The sequence below is a fragment of the Aestuariivirga sp. genome, from assembly GCF_965227715.1.
Lineage (GTDB): Bacteria > Pseudomonadota > Alphaproteobacteria > Rhizobiales > Aestuariivirgaceae > Aestuariivirga.
In genome coordinates this window covers 4,006,384-4,019,878 of sequence record NZ_OZ245771.1, presented here as the reverse complement: position 1 = coordinate 4,019,878, position 13,495 = coordinate 4,006,384, and the positions used below count along the sequence as shown (strand labels likewise).

Below are 13,495 nucleotides of genomic sequence, written 5' to 3'. Positions count from 1 at the left end.
GCAACGATCAAGCCCGCACCCCGCTCAATGCCGGGCTCATTACGTGCCAGATGTCTGGATGTCAACAAAAACCCCTACAGAACAGCCACAAAACGTGTGCGGTACCATAATACCTCACTCAGGACCTTCGCAACGAAATCGTCCTTTCCCCTGAGCCTGCCATGGCCTAGAGTCCAGTGATCAGGGAAGCAGAGATGACAGCTCGTATCTTCGTGACACTCGTGGCGGCCGCCCTTACGGGCTCCGTTCCCGCATTTTCGTCAGTGGCGGAGACGGGGTCGCGCCTGTTCCTGGCGCAGGCGGCCACACCGCTGACCATTCCCAGCGACCCGGCCACACCCGGCACAGCGGCCCCCGCCCCGGCCACACCAGCGGCGCCTGCAACTGAGGCCCCTGCAACGCCACCGGCAACGACCGGGATGGATGGCGGCGCGGCAGACCAAGCCACCCCCGCGCCCGTCCAACCCGATACGGGGGCCGGCGCAGGCGAAGATGACGGCGACACGCCGGACAATGAGGAACTGAGCCTGGGCGAGATTCCCACAATCGAGACGATGGAACTGACGCCCGATATCGCCAAGCGTGCGCTCGACAGCTACATCGACGCCAAGGTCAAATACGCGGATACCGACCTCGATCAATATGAGAATCTTCAGGACTTCGTGGACGCCACGGACGACGGCAAGAAGTTCGAGGCAGACGTCAAGGCCGCGGGCTTTGCCAATGTCACGGACTGGAACCTTGCCGTGACTACGCTGGGCCTCACCTATAGCTCGATCACCGATGACCAGACGGCCGACCTGCAGGAGCAGATCAAGGAAGTCGATGAGGACACCGAGCTCGCCCAGGACATGAAGGACAAGATGGTGAAGGCACTGAAGGCGCTGATCCCTTCAGACAACAACAAGAAAGTCATCCAGGACTTGATGAATGATGCGGTCTACGGCCCTAAATTCAAGCAGCTCGACATCGAGGAAGAATGAACGGCCACGTGCTTTCCTCCTGTGAGGCGGGCATCCTCCGCCTCACGCTTGACGACGAGGATACGCGGAACAGCCTCTCCGAAACAATGATGGCGAAGCTGACCGCCGCGCTCAAAGCAGGAGCGCAGGATGCCTGCGTTCGCGTCATTGTGATTGCCGCGAAGGGTCCTGCCTTCTCCTCCGGCCACAATCTAAAGGAAATCACAGCTCACCGTGGCGACGCTGACAAGGGCGCGGCGTACTTCGCCGCACTCTTTCAATCCTGCACGGAACTTATGCTGGCTGTCGTGCAGAACCCGAAGCCGGTGATTGCCGAAGTCGCGGGGCTCGCCAGCGCCGCGGGCTGCCAGCTGGTGGCAAGCTGTGATCTTGCAATTGCAGCAGAGACGGCGCGATTTTGCACGCCTGGCGTCAATATTGGTTTGTTCTGCTCCACGCCTATGGTGCCGCTGTCCCGCAATGTGGCGCAGAAGCACGCCATGGAAATGCTGCTGACGGGTGACGTATTCGACGCTGCGGAAGCGCTGCGCATGGGCCTCGTCAACCGCGTCGTGCCCGCCAGTGCACTTTCCCAGACAGTGACGGAGCTTGCTACGAAGATCGCATCCAAATCCATGGTAACGATCCGGATCGGGAAGCAGGCATTCTACCGCCAGCGCGAGCTGCCGCTGGAAGACGCCTACGCCTATACGGCCCAGGTAATGGCCGAGAACCTCCTCACCCGCGATGCCGAGGAAGGGATTTCCGCCTTTATCGGCAGGCGCCCTCCGCAGTGGAGTGACGAAACGTGAGGCCGCGCATCACGCTCATCACACTCGGCGTCAAGGACGTGCCCGCCTCCCGCGCCTTCTATCAACGGCTGGGATTCAGCGCATCCTCCGCCGGGAATGACAGCGTTGCCTTCTTCGACGCCAATGGCGTGGTGCTCGGAATTTTCGGGCATGACGCTCTGGCGGAAGATGCGCATCTCCCCGCTCATGCAGCACCTTCATTCCGCGGTGTGAGTCTCGCCTGGAATGCCGCGAGCGAAGCCGATGTCGATGCGATCATCGCTCATGCCATTGCCTGCGGCGCAAGCCTGGTCAAACCGCCGGAGAAAGTCTTCTGGGGTGGATACTCCGGCTATTTCGCCGATCCCGACAGCCATTTGTGGGAAGTGGCCTTCAACCCATTCTTTCCTCTGTCCGCAGAAGGCCGCGTCATCTTGCCATGAACCACGATTCTTATTCGCCGGATTACATTCGGGGCATTCTGCAATCGGTAAAGACGATTGCCCTGGTCGGCGCATCCAATAACCCGGTGCGGCCGTCCTACTTCGTCATGAAATATTTGCTCGATAAGGGCTATGAATTGATCCCGGTCAACCCGGGCCTCGCCGGGCAGGATATCCTCGGCCAAAGGGTTTATGCCGCCCTCAAGGACATTCCTAAACCGGTGGACATGGTGGACATCTTCCGCAACTCAGAAGCCGCAGGGCCGATCACCGACGAGGCGCTGGCGATGACGCCAATGCCGAAGGTGATCTGGATGCAGCTATCCGTCAGGAATGACGAGGCAGCCGCAAAGGCTGAGGCTCAGGGCCTTCAGGTGGTGATGAACCGCTGCCCGAAGATGGAATATGGCAAGCTCTCGGGCGAATGGGCGTGGGTGGGAGGTGATTCCGGAATCATTTCCTCGCGCCGGCAGAGCCTCCACGAAAGCGGCAAGATGCAGAGCCTGGGGCTCGGGGTCCGCAAGGGTTACTGATCGAGTAGGCATACGGCAGGAAGGAGTCCATTCGATGGGCGAGACCAAACGCAGCAGCTATGATGCCGTCGCCATGATCATCCACTGGGTGACGGCGGTACTCATGATCTTCATGGTCTTCTGGGGCGAGGACCTGATGAAGGATGGAGAGCACATGGCAAAGTCTGGCGATGCCGCCAATGCCACCTTCGAACCTTCGATTCATGCCTCGATCGGCATCACCATCCTGGCGCTCACCCTGCTGCGAATTCTGTGGCGGGTGACCCACACGGCCCCCGCCTATCCCGCCACCATGAAGCACTATGAGGTTGTGGCTTCCAAGGCTGTTCATGGCCTTTTCTATTTATTGCTCATTGGCATTCCGCTTACTGGCTGGTTCACGTTCGGCGGCTTTTCGGAAGAGGTTCCGGCGATGGCAGGAATCCAGATTTTCGGCGCATTTCCCCTGCCGCAGCCCCCCTTTACCGGTGAGATATTCAAGGAGATGCATGAACTGGGCAGCAATCTCGCCATGGTGCTGATTGGTATTCACGTACTCGCCGCCCTCAAGCACCAGTTCTACGACAAGGACAATATCCTGAAGCGCATGCTGCCCTATTGAGGGCCCGCTTCCAGTCGATGCATGGCAGTCGATTGTGGTTTCCGCCGGAGCGCGATAGTGTCCCGCTCCGCATTCATCATGGGAGACGACAATGGCTGAGAGAAAACCAGGGTTCGACACGCTGGCGCTGCATGCCGGCACCGCACCGGACCCGGCAACGGGCGCCCGCATCACGCCGATCTACCAGACCACGGCTTACGTCTTCAACGACGTGCAGCATGCCTCTGACCTGTTTGCGCTGAGGGCGTTTGGCAACATCTATACGCGCATCATGAACCCCACCCAGGGGGCACTCGAAGGCAAGGTGACCGCACTTGAAGGTGGCACGGCATCCCTTGCCGTGGCCTCCGGCCATGCGGCACAGCTCCTCGCCTTCCACACCATCATGCAGCCAGGTGATGAGTTCGTGGCGGCCCGCCAGCTTTACGGCGGTTCGATCAACCAGTTCAGCCATTCCTTCAAATCCTTCGGCTGGCACGTGGTGTGGGCAGACGGCGATGATCTGTCGAGCTTCGAAGCGGCGATCTCACCCAAGACCAAGGCGATTTTCATCGAATCGATCTCGAACCCGGGCGGCCGCGTCACCGATATTGCCGCCATAGCCAAGATCGCACAGCGCGCCGGAATTCCACTGATTGTCGACAACACGCTGGCGACGCCCTATCTCTGCAGGCCCCTCGAATATGGCGCCAACATCGTCATCCACTCGCTTACCAAATTCATGGGCGGGCATGGCAATTCCATGGGTGGCGTGATTGTCGACGGCGGCAATTTCGACTGGTCGAAGTCCGGCCGCTATCCGCTGCTGTCGGAGCCCAACGAGTCCTATCATGGCCTCAAGCTGCATGAGACCTTCGGCAATATCGCCTTCGCCATCGCCGCGCGCGTGCTGGGCCTTCGTGACCTTGGCCCCTCCATTGCCCCGCTCAATGCTTTCCTCATTCTGACTGGAATGGAAACGCTGGGGCTCCGCATGCAGCGCCATTGCGACAATGCGCTGAAAGTAGCCGAGTGGCTGTCCACGCACCCCAATGTTTCCTGGGTGAACTATGCGGGCCTCCCGGATGACAAGTATCATGCACTCGCGGAGAGATACTGCCCCAATGGTGCAGGCGCGGTCTTCACCTTCGGTCTCAAGGGTGGTTATGACGCAGGCGTCAAGGCCGTGTCATCCGTCAAGATGCTGTCGCATCTCGCCAATATCGGAGATACGCGTTCGCTCATCATCCACCCTGCCTCAACCACCCACAGCCAGCTGACCGCTGACCAGCTGAAACTCGCCGGCGCCACGCCGGACGTGGTCCGCCTGTCGATCGGGCTCGAGGATGTGCAAGACATTATCGCCGATCTGGATCAGGCGATCTCTTGAGGGCGGACTGACCGCCCGCCGGAAACAGGAAATGAAGCTGACCCTCTCCCCTGGCTGCGCGGTGGGAGAGGGTCAGCGCCTTTCCACCGGGCTGAGTGTCCGGTGTAGATTCCAGATTGCGGCGGCGAAAACGAGCAGTGCACCGCCCTGGTGAGCCAGGCCCAGCCACAGCGGCACGACCGTCAAAAGCGTCCAGATTCCGAGGACGATCTGCAGCAGCACGGCGGCAACCAGCATGCGGCTTGCGGGTGTCCGCACCACGTAGGCTTGAGCTACGGCCACAACGGCAATCAGGTAAGCGAGCATGCGGTGGTTGAACTGCACCGTCAGCGCATTCTCGAACATGTTTCGCCACCAGGGCGTAGCCGTGAACAGGCCAGTTGGAACCAGTGCGCCATCAATCCCTGGCCACGTGTTGTAGCCAAAGCCTGCATCGAGACCGGCGACGAATCCACCCGCGGCGATCTGCAGAAGCACCAGTGTGGTGATCAGCAGAGCACACCACTCCCTGGCGCCCTGCGGAGCGTGGCGGCTGCGGCCGAGACCGAAGGCAACCCACAGAATCGCGCCGTAGATGAAGGTGGCCAGCGAAAGATGGGCCGCCAGGCGGTACTGGCTCACGTCGACACGGTCGACCAGGCCTGAGGCCACCATGTACCAGCCAAGCGCCCCCTGAAGGCCGCCCAGCACGAACAGCACACCGCACTGCACGGCGGTTTTCCGGCTCAGCGCGCCAGTCACGGCGAAATAGGCAAAGGGCAGGAAGAAGGCGAGGCCGATCACGCGCCCCAGAAACCGGTGCGACCATTCCCACCAATAGATGAATTTGAAATCGCTGAGCGACATTCCCTTGTTGAGGAGCTGATATTCAGGGATCTGCTGATATTTCTGGAAGGCCTCAAGCCAGTGAGCCTCGCTCAGTGGCGGAATGGCGCCAAGAAGCGGCTTCCATTCGGTGATCGAGAGGCCGCTGTCCGTGAGGCGGGTCGCACCCCCCACGATAACCATGCAGAAGATGAGCGCCGCCACGCCGAGGAGCCACGCCCTCACATAGGGCAGAGCGGCGGCTTGGCGGGCGTTGAGGGAGTGAGCTGTCATGACAGGCGCATTACGGTGCCCCGGCCTGCCGGTTCAAGTGATGAAGCGCCGCAGCGGCGGGACCTTGCGTCACACCGGGTCAGACCCTATCCAGCGGGCATGACCATCCGTACCCGTAAGGCCGTTGGCACGGCCGCCGTCGTCATTTTCATGATCGTCTATGCACTCGTCATGATGGCGGTGGGCGGAGAACTTGCCGTGGGGCGCGGCATGGCGATCGAACTCGGCTTCTATGCCGTCGCCGGAATTCTGTGGCTTCCCGTGGTCATGGCCATCATCCGCTGGATGCTGAAGCCGGACTGATCGCCAGTTCGACTTGCAACTCAGGCCAGCATCTCGCCCAGAACCTCCAGGCAGCGCCCTGAAGCCAGAGGCTTCCCAAGATTTTCAACACCCTGGAAGGCATCTTCGCCTTCGCTGCGCAGGTGGTTATAGGCGGTCGAAAGCACGAAAGGCACGCCCAACTCGCGCAGGCGGCGGGCAACCGGTGTCACCAGTTCACCACGGAGGTTGAGGTCCAGGATCGCCGCATCCGGTGTGGTGGATTTGATCAGGTCCAGCGCGCTCGCCACCGAAGACGCCGGCACCAGCATGCCAGCCGCCGTCAGTGTCTGTTCCAGGTCCCAGGCGACGAGCAATTCGTCTTCAACCAATAGCACGGTGCGGCCCAGCACATGGCTGGGCACTTTCAGAATGGGTGTGGCCACAAATACCTCTGTTCCCCGGACCCCTGCCGCGCCCGCACGCTCAGGCTTTTCGCAGCAGAAAGTGACGAGGGTGAGGAATGCCGGTTTACGTCCTGGCGCTTTCTCACTTCAGCGCAGGCGCTTCTTCCTCGAAGCCATAGCGCAGCAGGTGGCCGCCGCTGTTGTCATTGGCGGGAAGCGGATGGGACGCACTGCCCGGCGGCTTCGGCCATTCGAAGACGAGCCCTGCGATGCTCAGGCTGTTCAGCCCATCTTTCCAGGGGCGATTGCTCTGGGAGCGCTCTTCAGCACCCGCGTCCCGCGCGCCTGCAACCAATTGCAAGAGCTTCAGTCCGCTGGCCCGGTTGAGGGTTACTGAAACCCCTCCATCCATGCCAATGTCGCGCAGGGTATCGGTGAAACCGAACACGCCTTGCAGAAAACTGACCAGACGTGGATCAACTCCGCTTGTCATGCTGTACGCGTCCTTCTGCAGGTTTTCGGTAGTTTTACCTAGCTAAACACTCGAAAGCACGTGGAATCTTGGGCCTCCATGCGCCAGATTCGCGTCATGGTAAGCAGATGCCACCAATTTTAGCAGAAAATCGCAAAGGTTTTCAACAGCTGTCTTGCCCCCAGGTGAGGGTGAATGAAGTCTTGCCGGAAAGCGAGAAATTGCTGCCTGCCTGTTTCCGCCCTGCAGAGGAATTATCGCTACAACCGTTTTCATGAACTTGCACAGAGTATCGCGATGACTGGGCCAACCCGGCTTCCGGACCATGAGGATGGCGGATATGCGGTGGGCTATGCCGTCATCGCCGCCGCCATGGCGCTTGTGCTGCTTCTCACCATTCCCCTTGCCGCCGAACCACTGACACGGGCCGTAGGCCTTCTCGTGCTCGCCCTGACGGGGAATTGAAGGGCCCTTAAGAAAACGGGGCCCGAGATTGCTCTCAGGCCCCTGAATTCAATGGTCGGAGCGACTGGATTCGAACCAGCGACCCCTATCCCCCCAGAATAGTGCGCTACCGGGCTGCGCTACGCTCCGACACGGTGGCAGGCTCTAGCACTGTTCTCCCACAAGCGGAAGAGCAATTCAGCGCCCCTTAGCGCGGCGCGCCAGGATCGAGGATGCGCCTGGCATCGCCTAAGTCACGAAGCGCCGAACGCAGCATGTCTGCGTGGTTTTCGGAGAGGCGGTTCACCACCACTTTCACTTCGCCAAGCGGCAGCAGCGGTTGTGCCGAGGAGGCCGGCGCCTGAGGCGTGGCAGGCGTTTCGCCAGGGCCCGCCTTGCCCACACGCGGTGCGGCCTTGGCCATTCCGGGGGGTGGCGCGGAGGCCATTTCACCTTCGCGCTTGCGGGGCTCAACCTCGCCACGGCCCACGCCTGCCACATAGGCCGCGCCATCCTCTTTCAGGATCTTCTGCACGCCGCGAATGGTGTAGCCTTCCTTGTAGAGAAGACTGCGGATGCCATTCAGCAACTCCACATCAGCGGGGCGGTAATAGCGGCGGCCACCCGCGCGCTTCATCGGCTTTATCTGGGAAAAGCGAGTCTCCCAGAAGCGCAGCACGTGTTGCGGCACATCCAGTTCTTCGGCGGCCTCGCTGATGGTGCGAAAGGCGTCAGGGGATTTTTCGACCATGCTGCACCCCTCCTCCGGATGCGGCGATCACGCCACGTCAGTCCTCGTCGGACCCGCGCTCCAGGCCATTGATGACGTTCTTCATCACCTGGCTCGGGCGGAACACCAGCACACGGCGCGGTGTGATCGGCACTTCCTCACCCGTCTTCGGGTTGCGGCCCACGCGGCCATTCTTGCTTCTCACCATGAATGTCCCGAATGACGAGAGCTTGACCGTCTCACCCTCAACCAGGTGATCGGACATCATGTCGAGCATGCTCTTTACGAGATCGGCCGATTCGCTGCGCGACAGACCAATCTGCCGGTGGACAGCCTCACTGAGATCGGCGCGGGTCAGCGTCTTGCCAGCCATACGGAAGCCCCCTGCAACGATTATGAAACTACGGTGGAGCCAGCCGATGGTCAACAGGAAATATCGGGTAACTCAAGGGGTTACAGCAGAAGCTTCAATAGCGCGCGAGGACCGCGCCCCAGGTGAAGCCGCCGCCCATCGCCTCGAACAGCACCAGATCGCCCTTGGCGATACGTCCGTCCTTCACAGCCACGTCGAAGGCCAGCGGAATTGACGCCGCCGAGGTGTTCCCATGGCGGTCCAGCGTCATGACGATGCTCTCCTCGCGGATGCCGAGTTTCCGGACCGTGCCTTCCAGAATGCGGCGGTTGGCCTGGTGCGGCACGAACCAGTTCACGTCGGCTGGCGCGACATGTGCCTCTTTCATCACTTCATCCATCACGCCGGAAATGTTGGTCACGGCATGCTTGAACACCTCACGGCCTTCCATGCGCAAATGGCCTACGGTTTTGGTGGTCGAGGGTCCGCCATCGACATAGAGCTTATCGTGAAAGCGCCCATCGGAGTGGATTCGCGTCACGAGGATGCCGGGGCTCTGCTGCGAATCAGGGTGGGTTTCCGCCTTCAGCACCACGGCCCCTGCCCCATCGCCGAACAGCACGCAGGTGGTGCGGTCCGTCCAGTCCAGGATACGGGAAAAGGTTTCAGAGCCAATGACCAGCACGCAACTTGCCTGGCCTGTCTTCATCATCGCATCCGCCACGGTCAGCGCATAGACGAAGCCTGAGCACACGGCTTGGACATCAAAGGCGGCACCGCGGGTGATGCCGAGATCGGCTTGGATCAAAGTTGCGGTTGCAGGAAAGGTCTGGTCGGGAGTGGACGTGGCAACGATGATGAGATCGACATCGCCAGCCTCGAGGCCTGCATGGGCCAGCGCTTTGCGGGCGGCATCGACGCCCAGCGTGCGCGTTGTCTCGCTGTCATCGGCGATGTGACGCGCCTTGATGCCGGTGCGCTCGACGATCCATTCATCCGTGGTATCGACAATCTTGCTGATGTCGGCATTGGTCATGATGCGTTGCGGAAGTGCCGACCCGCATCCGGCGATGACGGACCGGATAACGCCCGTTGACTTGTCACTCATAGGCTAGGTTCCGATTGCTTGTCCTGCATGATGTCCGGCTGCTTGAGAAGCCCGGTCATGATCTCGACATCAGCCTTGATCTTGCTCACCAGATCATTGCGCAGAATTTCGAGGGTGATGTCGATCGCGGTGGCATAACCCAGCGCATCCGTGCCGCCATGGCTTTTCACAACCACGCCATTGAGCCCCAGGAACACGCCGCCATTGTGTTTGCGCGGGTCCATCCTGTCACGCAGTGCCTCGAACGCGCCAGCAGCGAAAACCGCGCCCAGTTTGGACATCAACGTGCGGGATAGGCACAGGCGGAGATAGCTCGACAGCTGCTTCGCGGTTCCTTCCGCCGTCTTCAGCGCAATGTTGCCGGTGAAGCCTTCGGTCACCACCACGTCAACCGTGCCCTTGCCGATGTCATCGCCTTCGACGAAGCCCGCATATTCCATCGGCAGCTTGGAGCCGCGCAGGATGCGGCCCGCTTCCTTGACCTGCTCGGCACCTTTGATTTCTTCGACACCAACATTGAGCAAACCGACAGTTGGTTTTTCGAGCCCCAGAAGACAGCGCGCCATGGCTTCTCCCATGACGGCGAATTCAACGAGCTGTGCGGCATCGGCGCCAATCGTGGCGCCAACGTCAAGCACCACGCTTTCGCTGCGAAGTGTTGGCCACAAGGCGGCGATGGCGGGGCGCGAGATGCCGGGCAGCGTCTTCAAAATGAAGCGTGCCATGGCCATGAGTGCGCCAGTATTGCCGGCCGACACCGCGGCGTCGGCGCGGCCGGTTCGCACGGCATCGATTGCCATCCACATGCTGCTTTTGCCGCGGCCCTGCCGGAGCGCCTGGCTGGGCTTCGCATCCATGGTGACGAAGACATCCGTATGCACGATTTCAGAGCGGTCCTTGAGCTTTGTGTGGCGCTCCAGGAGAGGCGCAATCCGGCCGCGGTCACCCACCAGCAGAAAGCGGAGCTCGGGATGGCGCTGAACCGACAGGGCGGCACCCGGAATCACCACATCGGGTCCGTGATCGCCACCCATCGCATCCAGTGCGATGGTCAAATGTTTGTGTGTGGTCAAGGTGTTGCCGATAAAATCCCCTCACGCCCGGCCGACCGGCCCAAGCGTGACCAGATGCAATAGGAGATTGCCCCGGGAAAGTCATTCCAAAAAGGCGATGCCGAAGTGACCTGCAGGTCAGTCTCCCTTTCGGCGCGCCAATACGGCAAAGGGTGATTCCGGCTTTGGCTCCGCTTCGATCTCCACATGCTCCTCGAAGGCCTCACCGGGCTTCCGGGGATAGGGATCGAGATCAAGCGCCAGGATTTCGGCGACGACTTCGCCGAGGTCGACCCAGCCATTGGAGATGGGGTCTGCGTCGTCCTCCTGGTCATTGTCGTTGACGGCCCCCGCCGGCAGAAAATACCGCGACACCGGAAGGGAGACGGTCTCCCGGAAGGCTTCAAGGCTGATGACGGACACCTGCTCGATATCGGCCGTCAGGTGGCCTTCGACCTTCAGGCCGCCGCCGCGCCAGGGCGTGGCCCTGAGTTCGGCGGAAAGGGCGTGGAGTGCGGGAAGCTTCATGCGCTTGGCCAGAGCCTTCAGTTCCTTCGGCTCGGCGGAAAGCTTTTCGACCGAACCCAGCCGCGGCACCCGGTCCACCTGCAGGGGGCGGGAAAACTCAAGCTGCGACGTTTGATGCTTCATGGGGCGAGCTCCTTGAATCGAAGGTGACCGCGGGCAATGGCGTCAGCCTCCTGCCCTGCGAGGTAGGCACGTTGCTCCCTCATATAGGTTGCCAGATGGGCCGCGCCCATGGCCTCTGGTTGATCCGCAAAGACATTGCGCGCAATCACCTGCATCAGCGTGTCATCGGGGCCCGTCATGGCCTTGTCATAGGCAGCGATGCGGCCATAGAGCACTTCCGCCATCTTCCGCACCCTTTTTCCAACACCCAGATCGCCCACCCCCATCTCCCGCAACGAGCGGTCCATGTCTCTGAAGAATTCGTCGACCAGCGCCTGGCGGAAGGCCTCTGCCTTGCCCTTCAGCCGGTCGAGGACCAAAAACATGTGCAGCGTGATCATGTCGAATCGGCCGTCCAGCGTGTCCGGAACATTCCATTGGGCGTAGAACGCGGGGTGCCGCGCGGCAGCCACAATTGCCTCGTAACTGCTGCGTTCCGGGGCAGGAGAACGCTGGAAAAGTCGTTTCAAGATCATCGTATTGCGGCTAACGGAATATGGGTTGATCGGTTTCTACTACGCTCATGCCGATGAGGGGATTCAAGATTGCGGCCTATGCTGAATTTGAACAGACGTTTCGCCTCCACATGTTTGGCCGCAGCGGGCATCGCCCTGTTTGTCGCCGGCTGCTCACCGGAAGTTGATCACCGTGGTTATGTCGCCAAACCTGGCGCCTTCAACCAGATATCCAACGGCATGACGAAAATGGAGGTTGAAGGAATACTCGGCTCGCCCTCAACCACGGCCTCCGTTCAGTACAAGGGCGACAGCTATTACTACATAACCTCTACCATGACGAGCAAGGCCTTCCTCACCTCCGAAACCGACCGCCAGGTGATTGCCATCCGCTTTGACGAGGGCGGACAGGTGAAGAGCTTCGCTCAATATGGGCTGCAGGACGGACGCGTGATCGAGGTGAACGGCGATCGCACGCCCGTTTATGGCGAAGATACATCCATTATCTCTGCACTTCTGCGTAGCTCGAAGGGCACCCAGACCGGACCGATGCTTGGCCGCAAGATGTGATGCGCGCAATATCAGGTCATGGACCTGATTCTTCGTGGTGGCCGCGTCATCGATCCGTTCCAAGGTCTTGATGCGGTTTGTGATGTGGGCTTTGCCGGCGGCAAGGTTGCCGCCATTGGCCAGAACCTTGATTCTGCCGGCGCTGATATCCGCAATGTGGCGGGGCGTATCGTTTCACCGGGGCTGATTGATCTTCACACGCATGTCTACTGGGGCGGTACTTCGCTTGGCATTGATGCGGAAGAATTCTGCCGCACCTCTGGCGTCACCACAGCAGTCGATACGGGCTCAGCGGGCCCCGGCAATTTCATGGGTTTCCGGCGCCATGTGATTGAGCGCTCGGCCGTTCGCATCCTCGCCTATCTGCATGTGAGCCATGCCGGCATCTATGGCTTCTCCAACACGGTGATGGTGGGCGAGAGCGAGGACATCCGCCTTATGGACCCGGTCACCGCCGCCCAGGTTGCGGATGAGAACCGGGATGTCATCGTGGGCATCAAGGTGCGCGTGGGGCGGCATGCATCGGGAGACCAGGGCGTGGCCCCCCTCGGCATCGCCATGCAGGTGGCGGAAGAAACGGGTCTTCCGCTGATGGCGCATATTGACGATCCGCCACCCTCCTATGAAGAGGTGATCGAGCGCTTGAGGCCGGGGGACGTGCTGACCCATGCCTTCCGCCCTTTCCCCAATTCGCCCGCAACAGCGCAGGGCACGGTGAAGCCCGCCGTGCTCGCTGCAAGAAAGCGCGGCGTCTTGTTCGACATCGGCCACGGCATGGGCTCCTTCGCCTTCAAGACGGCGCGCGCCATGCTGGCCAACGGTTTTCAGCCGGATACCATCTCATCTGACGTGCATGCGCTGTGCATCAATGGCCCGGCCTTCGACCAGGTAACCACCATGTCAAAGTTCCTGTGCCTGGGCATGAGCCTGCCCGACGTCATCAAGGCCTCGACCGAAACAGCAGCTTTCGCGCTGAAACGGCCGGAGCTCGGAAGCCTGAAGCCCGGCAGCGTGGGCGACGCGACAATCCTCTCGGTCGATGAAGGGATCTACGACTATGTGGATGTTGTTGGCGAGCACCTTGAGGGCCGCCAGCGCATCAATTCGCGCGGCGTGGTGATTGCCGGCAAGTGGTGGCACGGTTCCGCGTAGCCGCC

General features: G+C 60.8%; 19 protein-coding genes and 1 tRNA gene. 10 read left to right on the top strand and 10 right to left on the bottom strand.

The features are described from left to right. Window positions 1-194 precede the first annotated feature (194 nt). The 6 genes from ACO06F_RS19105 to ACO06F_RS19080 all read left to right on the top strand — a co-directional run bounded on the left by ACO06F_RS19105 (window position 195) and on the right by ACO06F_RS19080 (window position 4,699). Complete coding sequence (locus tag ACO06F_RS19105; RefSeq protein ID WP_421694315.1) at window positions 195-983, top strand: hypothetical protein; 789 nt, start codon at window positions 195-197, stop codon at window positions 981-983. Next, window positions 980-1,774: an enoyl-CoA hydratase gene (locus ACO06F_RS19100; RefSeq protein WP_421694314.1), complete on the top strand. Its 795-nt coding sequence runs from the start codon at window positions 980-982 to the stop codon at window positions 1,772-1,774. The genes ACO06F_RS19105 and ACO06F_RS19100 overlap by 4 nt, the downstream gene beginning before the upstream one ends. Next, entirely contained in the window at window positions 1,771-2,196 is a 426-nt protein-coding gene (locus tag ACO06F_RS19095; protein ID WP_421694313.1) for a VOC family protein, read from the top strand. The genes ACO06F_RS19100 and ACO06F_RS19095 overlap by 4 nt, the downstream gene beginning before the upstream one ends. Then, entirely contained in the window at window positions 2,193-2,729 is a 537-nt protein-coding gene (locus ACO06F_RS19090; RefSeq protein WP_421694312.1) for a CoA-binding protein, read from the top strand. The genes ACO06F_RS19095 and ACO06F_RS19090 overlap by 4 nt, the downstream gene beginning before the upstream one ends. 34 nt (window positions 2,730-2,763) lie before the next feature. Further along, a complete protein-coding gene (locus tag ACO06F_RS19085) occupies window positions 2,764-3,330 on the top strand; it encodes a cytochrome b (protein WP_421694311.1) in 567 nt (188 codons plus the stop codon). 91 nt (window positions 3,331-3,421) lie between these two features. Next, window positions 3,422-4,699: an O-acetylhomoserine aminocarboxypropyltransferase gene (locus ACO06F_RS19080; RefSeq protein ID WP_421694310.1), complete on the top strand. Its 1,278-nt coding sequence runs from the start codon at window positions 3,422-3,424 to the stop codon at window positions 4,697-4,699. Between the two features lie 72 nt (window positions 4,700-4,771). On the opposite strand, the gene ACO06F_RS19075 is transcribed toward ACO06F_RS19080, so the two are convergent. Next, window positions 4,772-5,797, bottom strand: coding sequence for a COX15/CtaA family protein (locus ACO06F_RS19075; RefSeq protein WP_421694309.1), 1,026 nt, complete (start codon window positions 5,795-5,797; stop codon window positions 4,772-4,774). Window positions 5,798-5,896: 99 nt separating this feature from the next. On the opposite strand from ACO06F_RS19075, the gene ACO06F_RS19070 reads away from it, so the two are divergent. After that, window positions 5,897-6,100 (top strand): DUF2842 domain-containing protein, encoded by a 204-nt coding sequence (locus ACO06F_RS19070; RefSeq protein ID WP_421694308.1) that lies wholly within the window; start codon window positions 5,897-5,899, stop codon window positions 6,098-6,100. Window positions 6,101-6,120: 20 nt separating this feature from the next. Here ACO06F_RS19070 and ACO06F_RS19065 read toward each other — a convergent pair whose 3' ends face one another. Together ACO06F_RS19065 and ACO06F_RS19060 are read right to left on the bottom strand one after the other, a co-directional pair. Continuing rightward, window positions 6,121-6,504, bottom strand: coding sequence for a hypothetical protein (locus ACO06F_RS19065; RefSeq protein WP_421694307.1), 384 nt, complete (start codon window positions 6,502-6,504; stop codon window positions 6,121-6,123). A gap of 103 nt (window positions 6,505-6,607) precedes the next feature. Further along, complete coding sequence (locus ACO06F_RS19060; RefSeq protein ID WP_421694306.1) at window positions 6,608-6,958, bottom strand: hypothetical protein; 351 nt, start codon at window positions 6,956-6,958, stop codon at window positions 6,608-6,610. Between the two features lie 276 nt (window positions 6,959-7,234). Here ACO06F_RS19060 and ACO06F_RS19055 point away from each other — a divergent pair, with 276 nt between their 5' ends. After that, window positions 7,235-7,402 carry a hypothetical protein gene (locus ACO06F_RS19055; protein WP_421694305.1) on the top strand — a complete coding sequence of 56 codons (168 nt, stop codon included), beginning with the start codon at window positions 7,235-7,237 and terminating at the stop codon, window positions 7,400-7,402. Between the two features lie 52 nt (window positions 7,403-7,454). Here ACO06F_RS19055 and ACO06F_RS19050 read toward each other — a convergent pair. The 7 genes from ACO06F_RS19050 to ACO06F_RS19020 form a co-directional block, all read right to left on the bottom strand. Then, window positions 7,455-7,531, bottom strand: a tRNA-Pro gene (locus ACO06F_RS19050). 58 nt (window positions 7,532-7,589) lie between these two features. Beyond that, window positions 7,590-8,132, bottom strand: a complete 543-nt coding sequence (locus ACO06F_RS19045) for a MerR family transcriptional regulator (protein ID WP_421694304.1) — start codon at window positions 8,130-8,132, stop codon at window positions 7,590-7,592. Between the two features lie 37 nt (window positions 8,133-8,169). Then, window positions 8,170-8,484 (bottom strand): integration host factor subunit alpha, encoded by a 315-nt coding sequence (locus tag ACO06F_RS19040; RefSeq protein WP_421694303.1) that lies wholly within the window; start codon window positions 8,482-8,484, stop codon window positions 8,170-8,172. A 94-nt stretch (window positions 8,485-8,578) separates the two neighbouring features. Beyond that, entirely contained in the window at window positions 8,579-9,571 is a 993-nt protein-coding gene (locus ACO06F_RS19035) for a beta-ketoacyl-ACP synthase III (RefSeq protein ID WP_421694302.1), read from the bottom strand. Then, entirely contained in the window at window positions 9,568-10,605 is a 1,038-nt protein-coding gene (gene plsX, locus ACO06F_RS19030) for a phosphate acyltransferase PlsX (protein ID WP_421696724.1), read from the bottom strand. Before plsX ends, ACO06F_RS19035 begins: the two co-directional genes overlap by 4 nt. Before the next feature lie 156 nt (window positions 10,606-10,761). Next, the gene (locus tag ACO06F_RS19025; RefSeq protein ID WP_421694301.1) at window positions 10,762-11,274 is read right to left on the bottom strand and encodes a YceD family protein; all 513 of its coding nucleotides are present in this window, start codon (window positions 11,272-11,274) and stop codon (window positions 10,762-10,764) included. Next, complete coding sequence (locus ACO06F_RS19020) at window positions 11,271-11,726, bottom strand: ubiquinol-cytochrome C chaperone family protein (protein WP_421694300.1); 456 nt, start codon at window positions 11,724-11,726, stop codon at window positions 11,271-11,273. The genes ACO06F_RS19025 and ACO06F_RS19020 overlap by 4 nt, the downstream gene beginning before the upstream one ends. Window positions 11,727-11,867: 141 nt before the next feature. Here ACO06F_RS19020 and ACO06F_RS19015 point away from each other — a divergent pair, with 141 nt between their 5' ends. Continuing rightward, window positions 11,868-12,338 carry an outer membrane protein assembly factor BamE gene (locus ACO06F_RS19015; RefSeq protein WP_421694299.1) on the top strand — a complete coding sequence of 157 codons (471 nt, stop codon included), beginning with the start codon at window positions 11,868-11,870 and terminating at the stop codon, window positions 12,336-12,338. An 18-nt stretch (window positions 12,339-12,356) separates the two neighbouring features. Beyond that, entirely contained in the window at window positions 12,357-13,490 is a 1,134-nt protein-coding gene (locus ACO06F_RS19010; protein ID WP_421694298.1) for an amidohydrolase/deacetylase family metallohydrolase, read from the top strand. The last annotated feature ends 5 nt before the right edge of the window (window positions 13,491-13,495 follow it).

Bases quoted from the DNA above. Each gene is read 5' to 3' on its own strand.
- ACO06F_RS19025 (WP_421694301.1), bottom strand. From the start codon at position 11,274: ATGAAGCATCAAACGTCGCAGCTTGAGTTTTCCCGCCCCCTGCAGGTG.
- ACO06F_RS19070 (WP_421694308.1), top strand. From the start codon at position 5,897: ATGACCATCCGTACCCGTAAGGCCGTTGGCACGGCCGCCGTCGTCATT.
- ACO06F_RS19085 (WP_421694311.1), top strand. From the start codon at position 2,764: ATGGGCGAGACCAAACGCAGCAGCTATGATGCCGTCGCCATGATCATC.
- ACO06F_RS19045 (WP_421694304.1), bottom strand. From the start codon at position 8,132: ATGGTCGAAAAATCCCCTGACGCCTTTCGCACCATCAGCGAGGCCGCC.
- ACO06F_RS19015 (WP_421694299.1), top strand. From the start codon at position 11,868: ATGCTGAATTTGAACAGACGTTTCGCCTCCACATGTTTGGCCGCAGCG.
- ACO06F_RS19100 (WP_421694314.1), top strand. From the start codon at position 980: ATGAACGGCCACGTGCTTTCCTCCTGTGAGGCGGGCATCCTCCGCCTC.
- ACO06F_RS19010 (WP_421694298.1), top strand. From the start codon at position 12,357: ATGGACCTGATTCTTCGTGGTGGCCGCGTCATCGATCCGTTCCAAGGT.
- ACO06F_RS19075 (WP_421694309.1), bottom strand. From the start codon at position 5,797: ATGACAGCTCACTCCCTCAACGCCCGCCAAGCCGCCGCTCTGCCCTAT.
- ACO06F_RS19060 (WP_421694306.1), bottom strand. From the start codon at position 6,958: ATGACAAGCGGAGTTGATCCACGTCTGGTCAGTTTTCTGCAAGGCGTG.
- ACO06F_RS19040 (WP_421694303.1), bottom strand. From the start codon at position 8,484: ATGGCTGGCAAGACGCTGACCCGCGCCGATCTCAGTGAGGCTGTCCAC.
- plsX (WP_421696724.1), bottom strand. From the start codon at position 10,605: ATGGGTGGCGATCACGGACCCGATGTGGTGATTCCGGGTGCCGCCCTG.
- ACO06F_RS19080 (WP_421694310.1), top strand. From the start codon at position 3,422: ATGGCTGAGAGAAAACCAGGGTTCGACACGCTGGCGCTGCATGCCGGC.
- ACO06F_RS19090 (WP_421694312.1), top strand. From the start codon at position 2,193: ATGAACCACGATTCTTATTCGCCGGATTACATTCGGGGCATTCTGCAA.
- ACO06F_RS19055 (WP_421694305.1), top strand. From the start codon at position 7,235: ATGACTGGGCCAACCCGGCTTCCGGACCATGAGGATGGCGGATATGCG.
- ACO06F_RS19105 (WP_421694315.1), top strand. From the start codon at position 195: ATGACAGCTCGTATCTTCGTGACACTCGTGGCGGCCGCCCTTACGGGC.
- ACO06F_RS19035 (WP_421694302.1), bottom strand. From the start codon at position 9,571: ATGAGTGACAAGTCAACGGGCGTTATCCGGTCCGTCATCGCCGGATGC.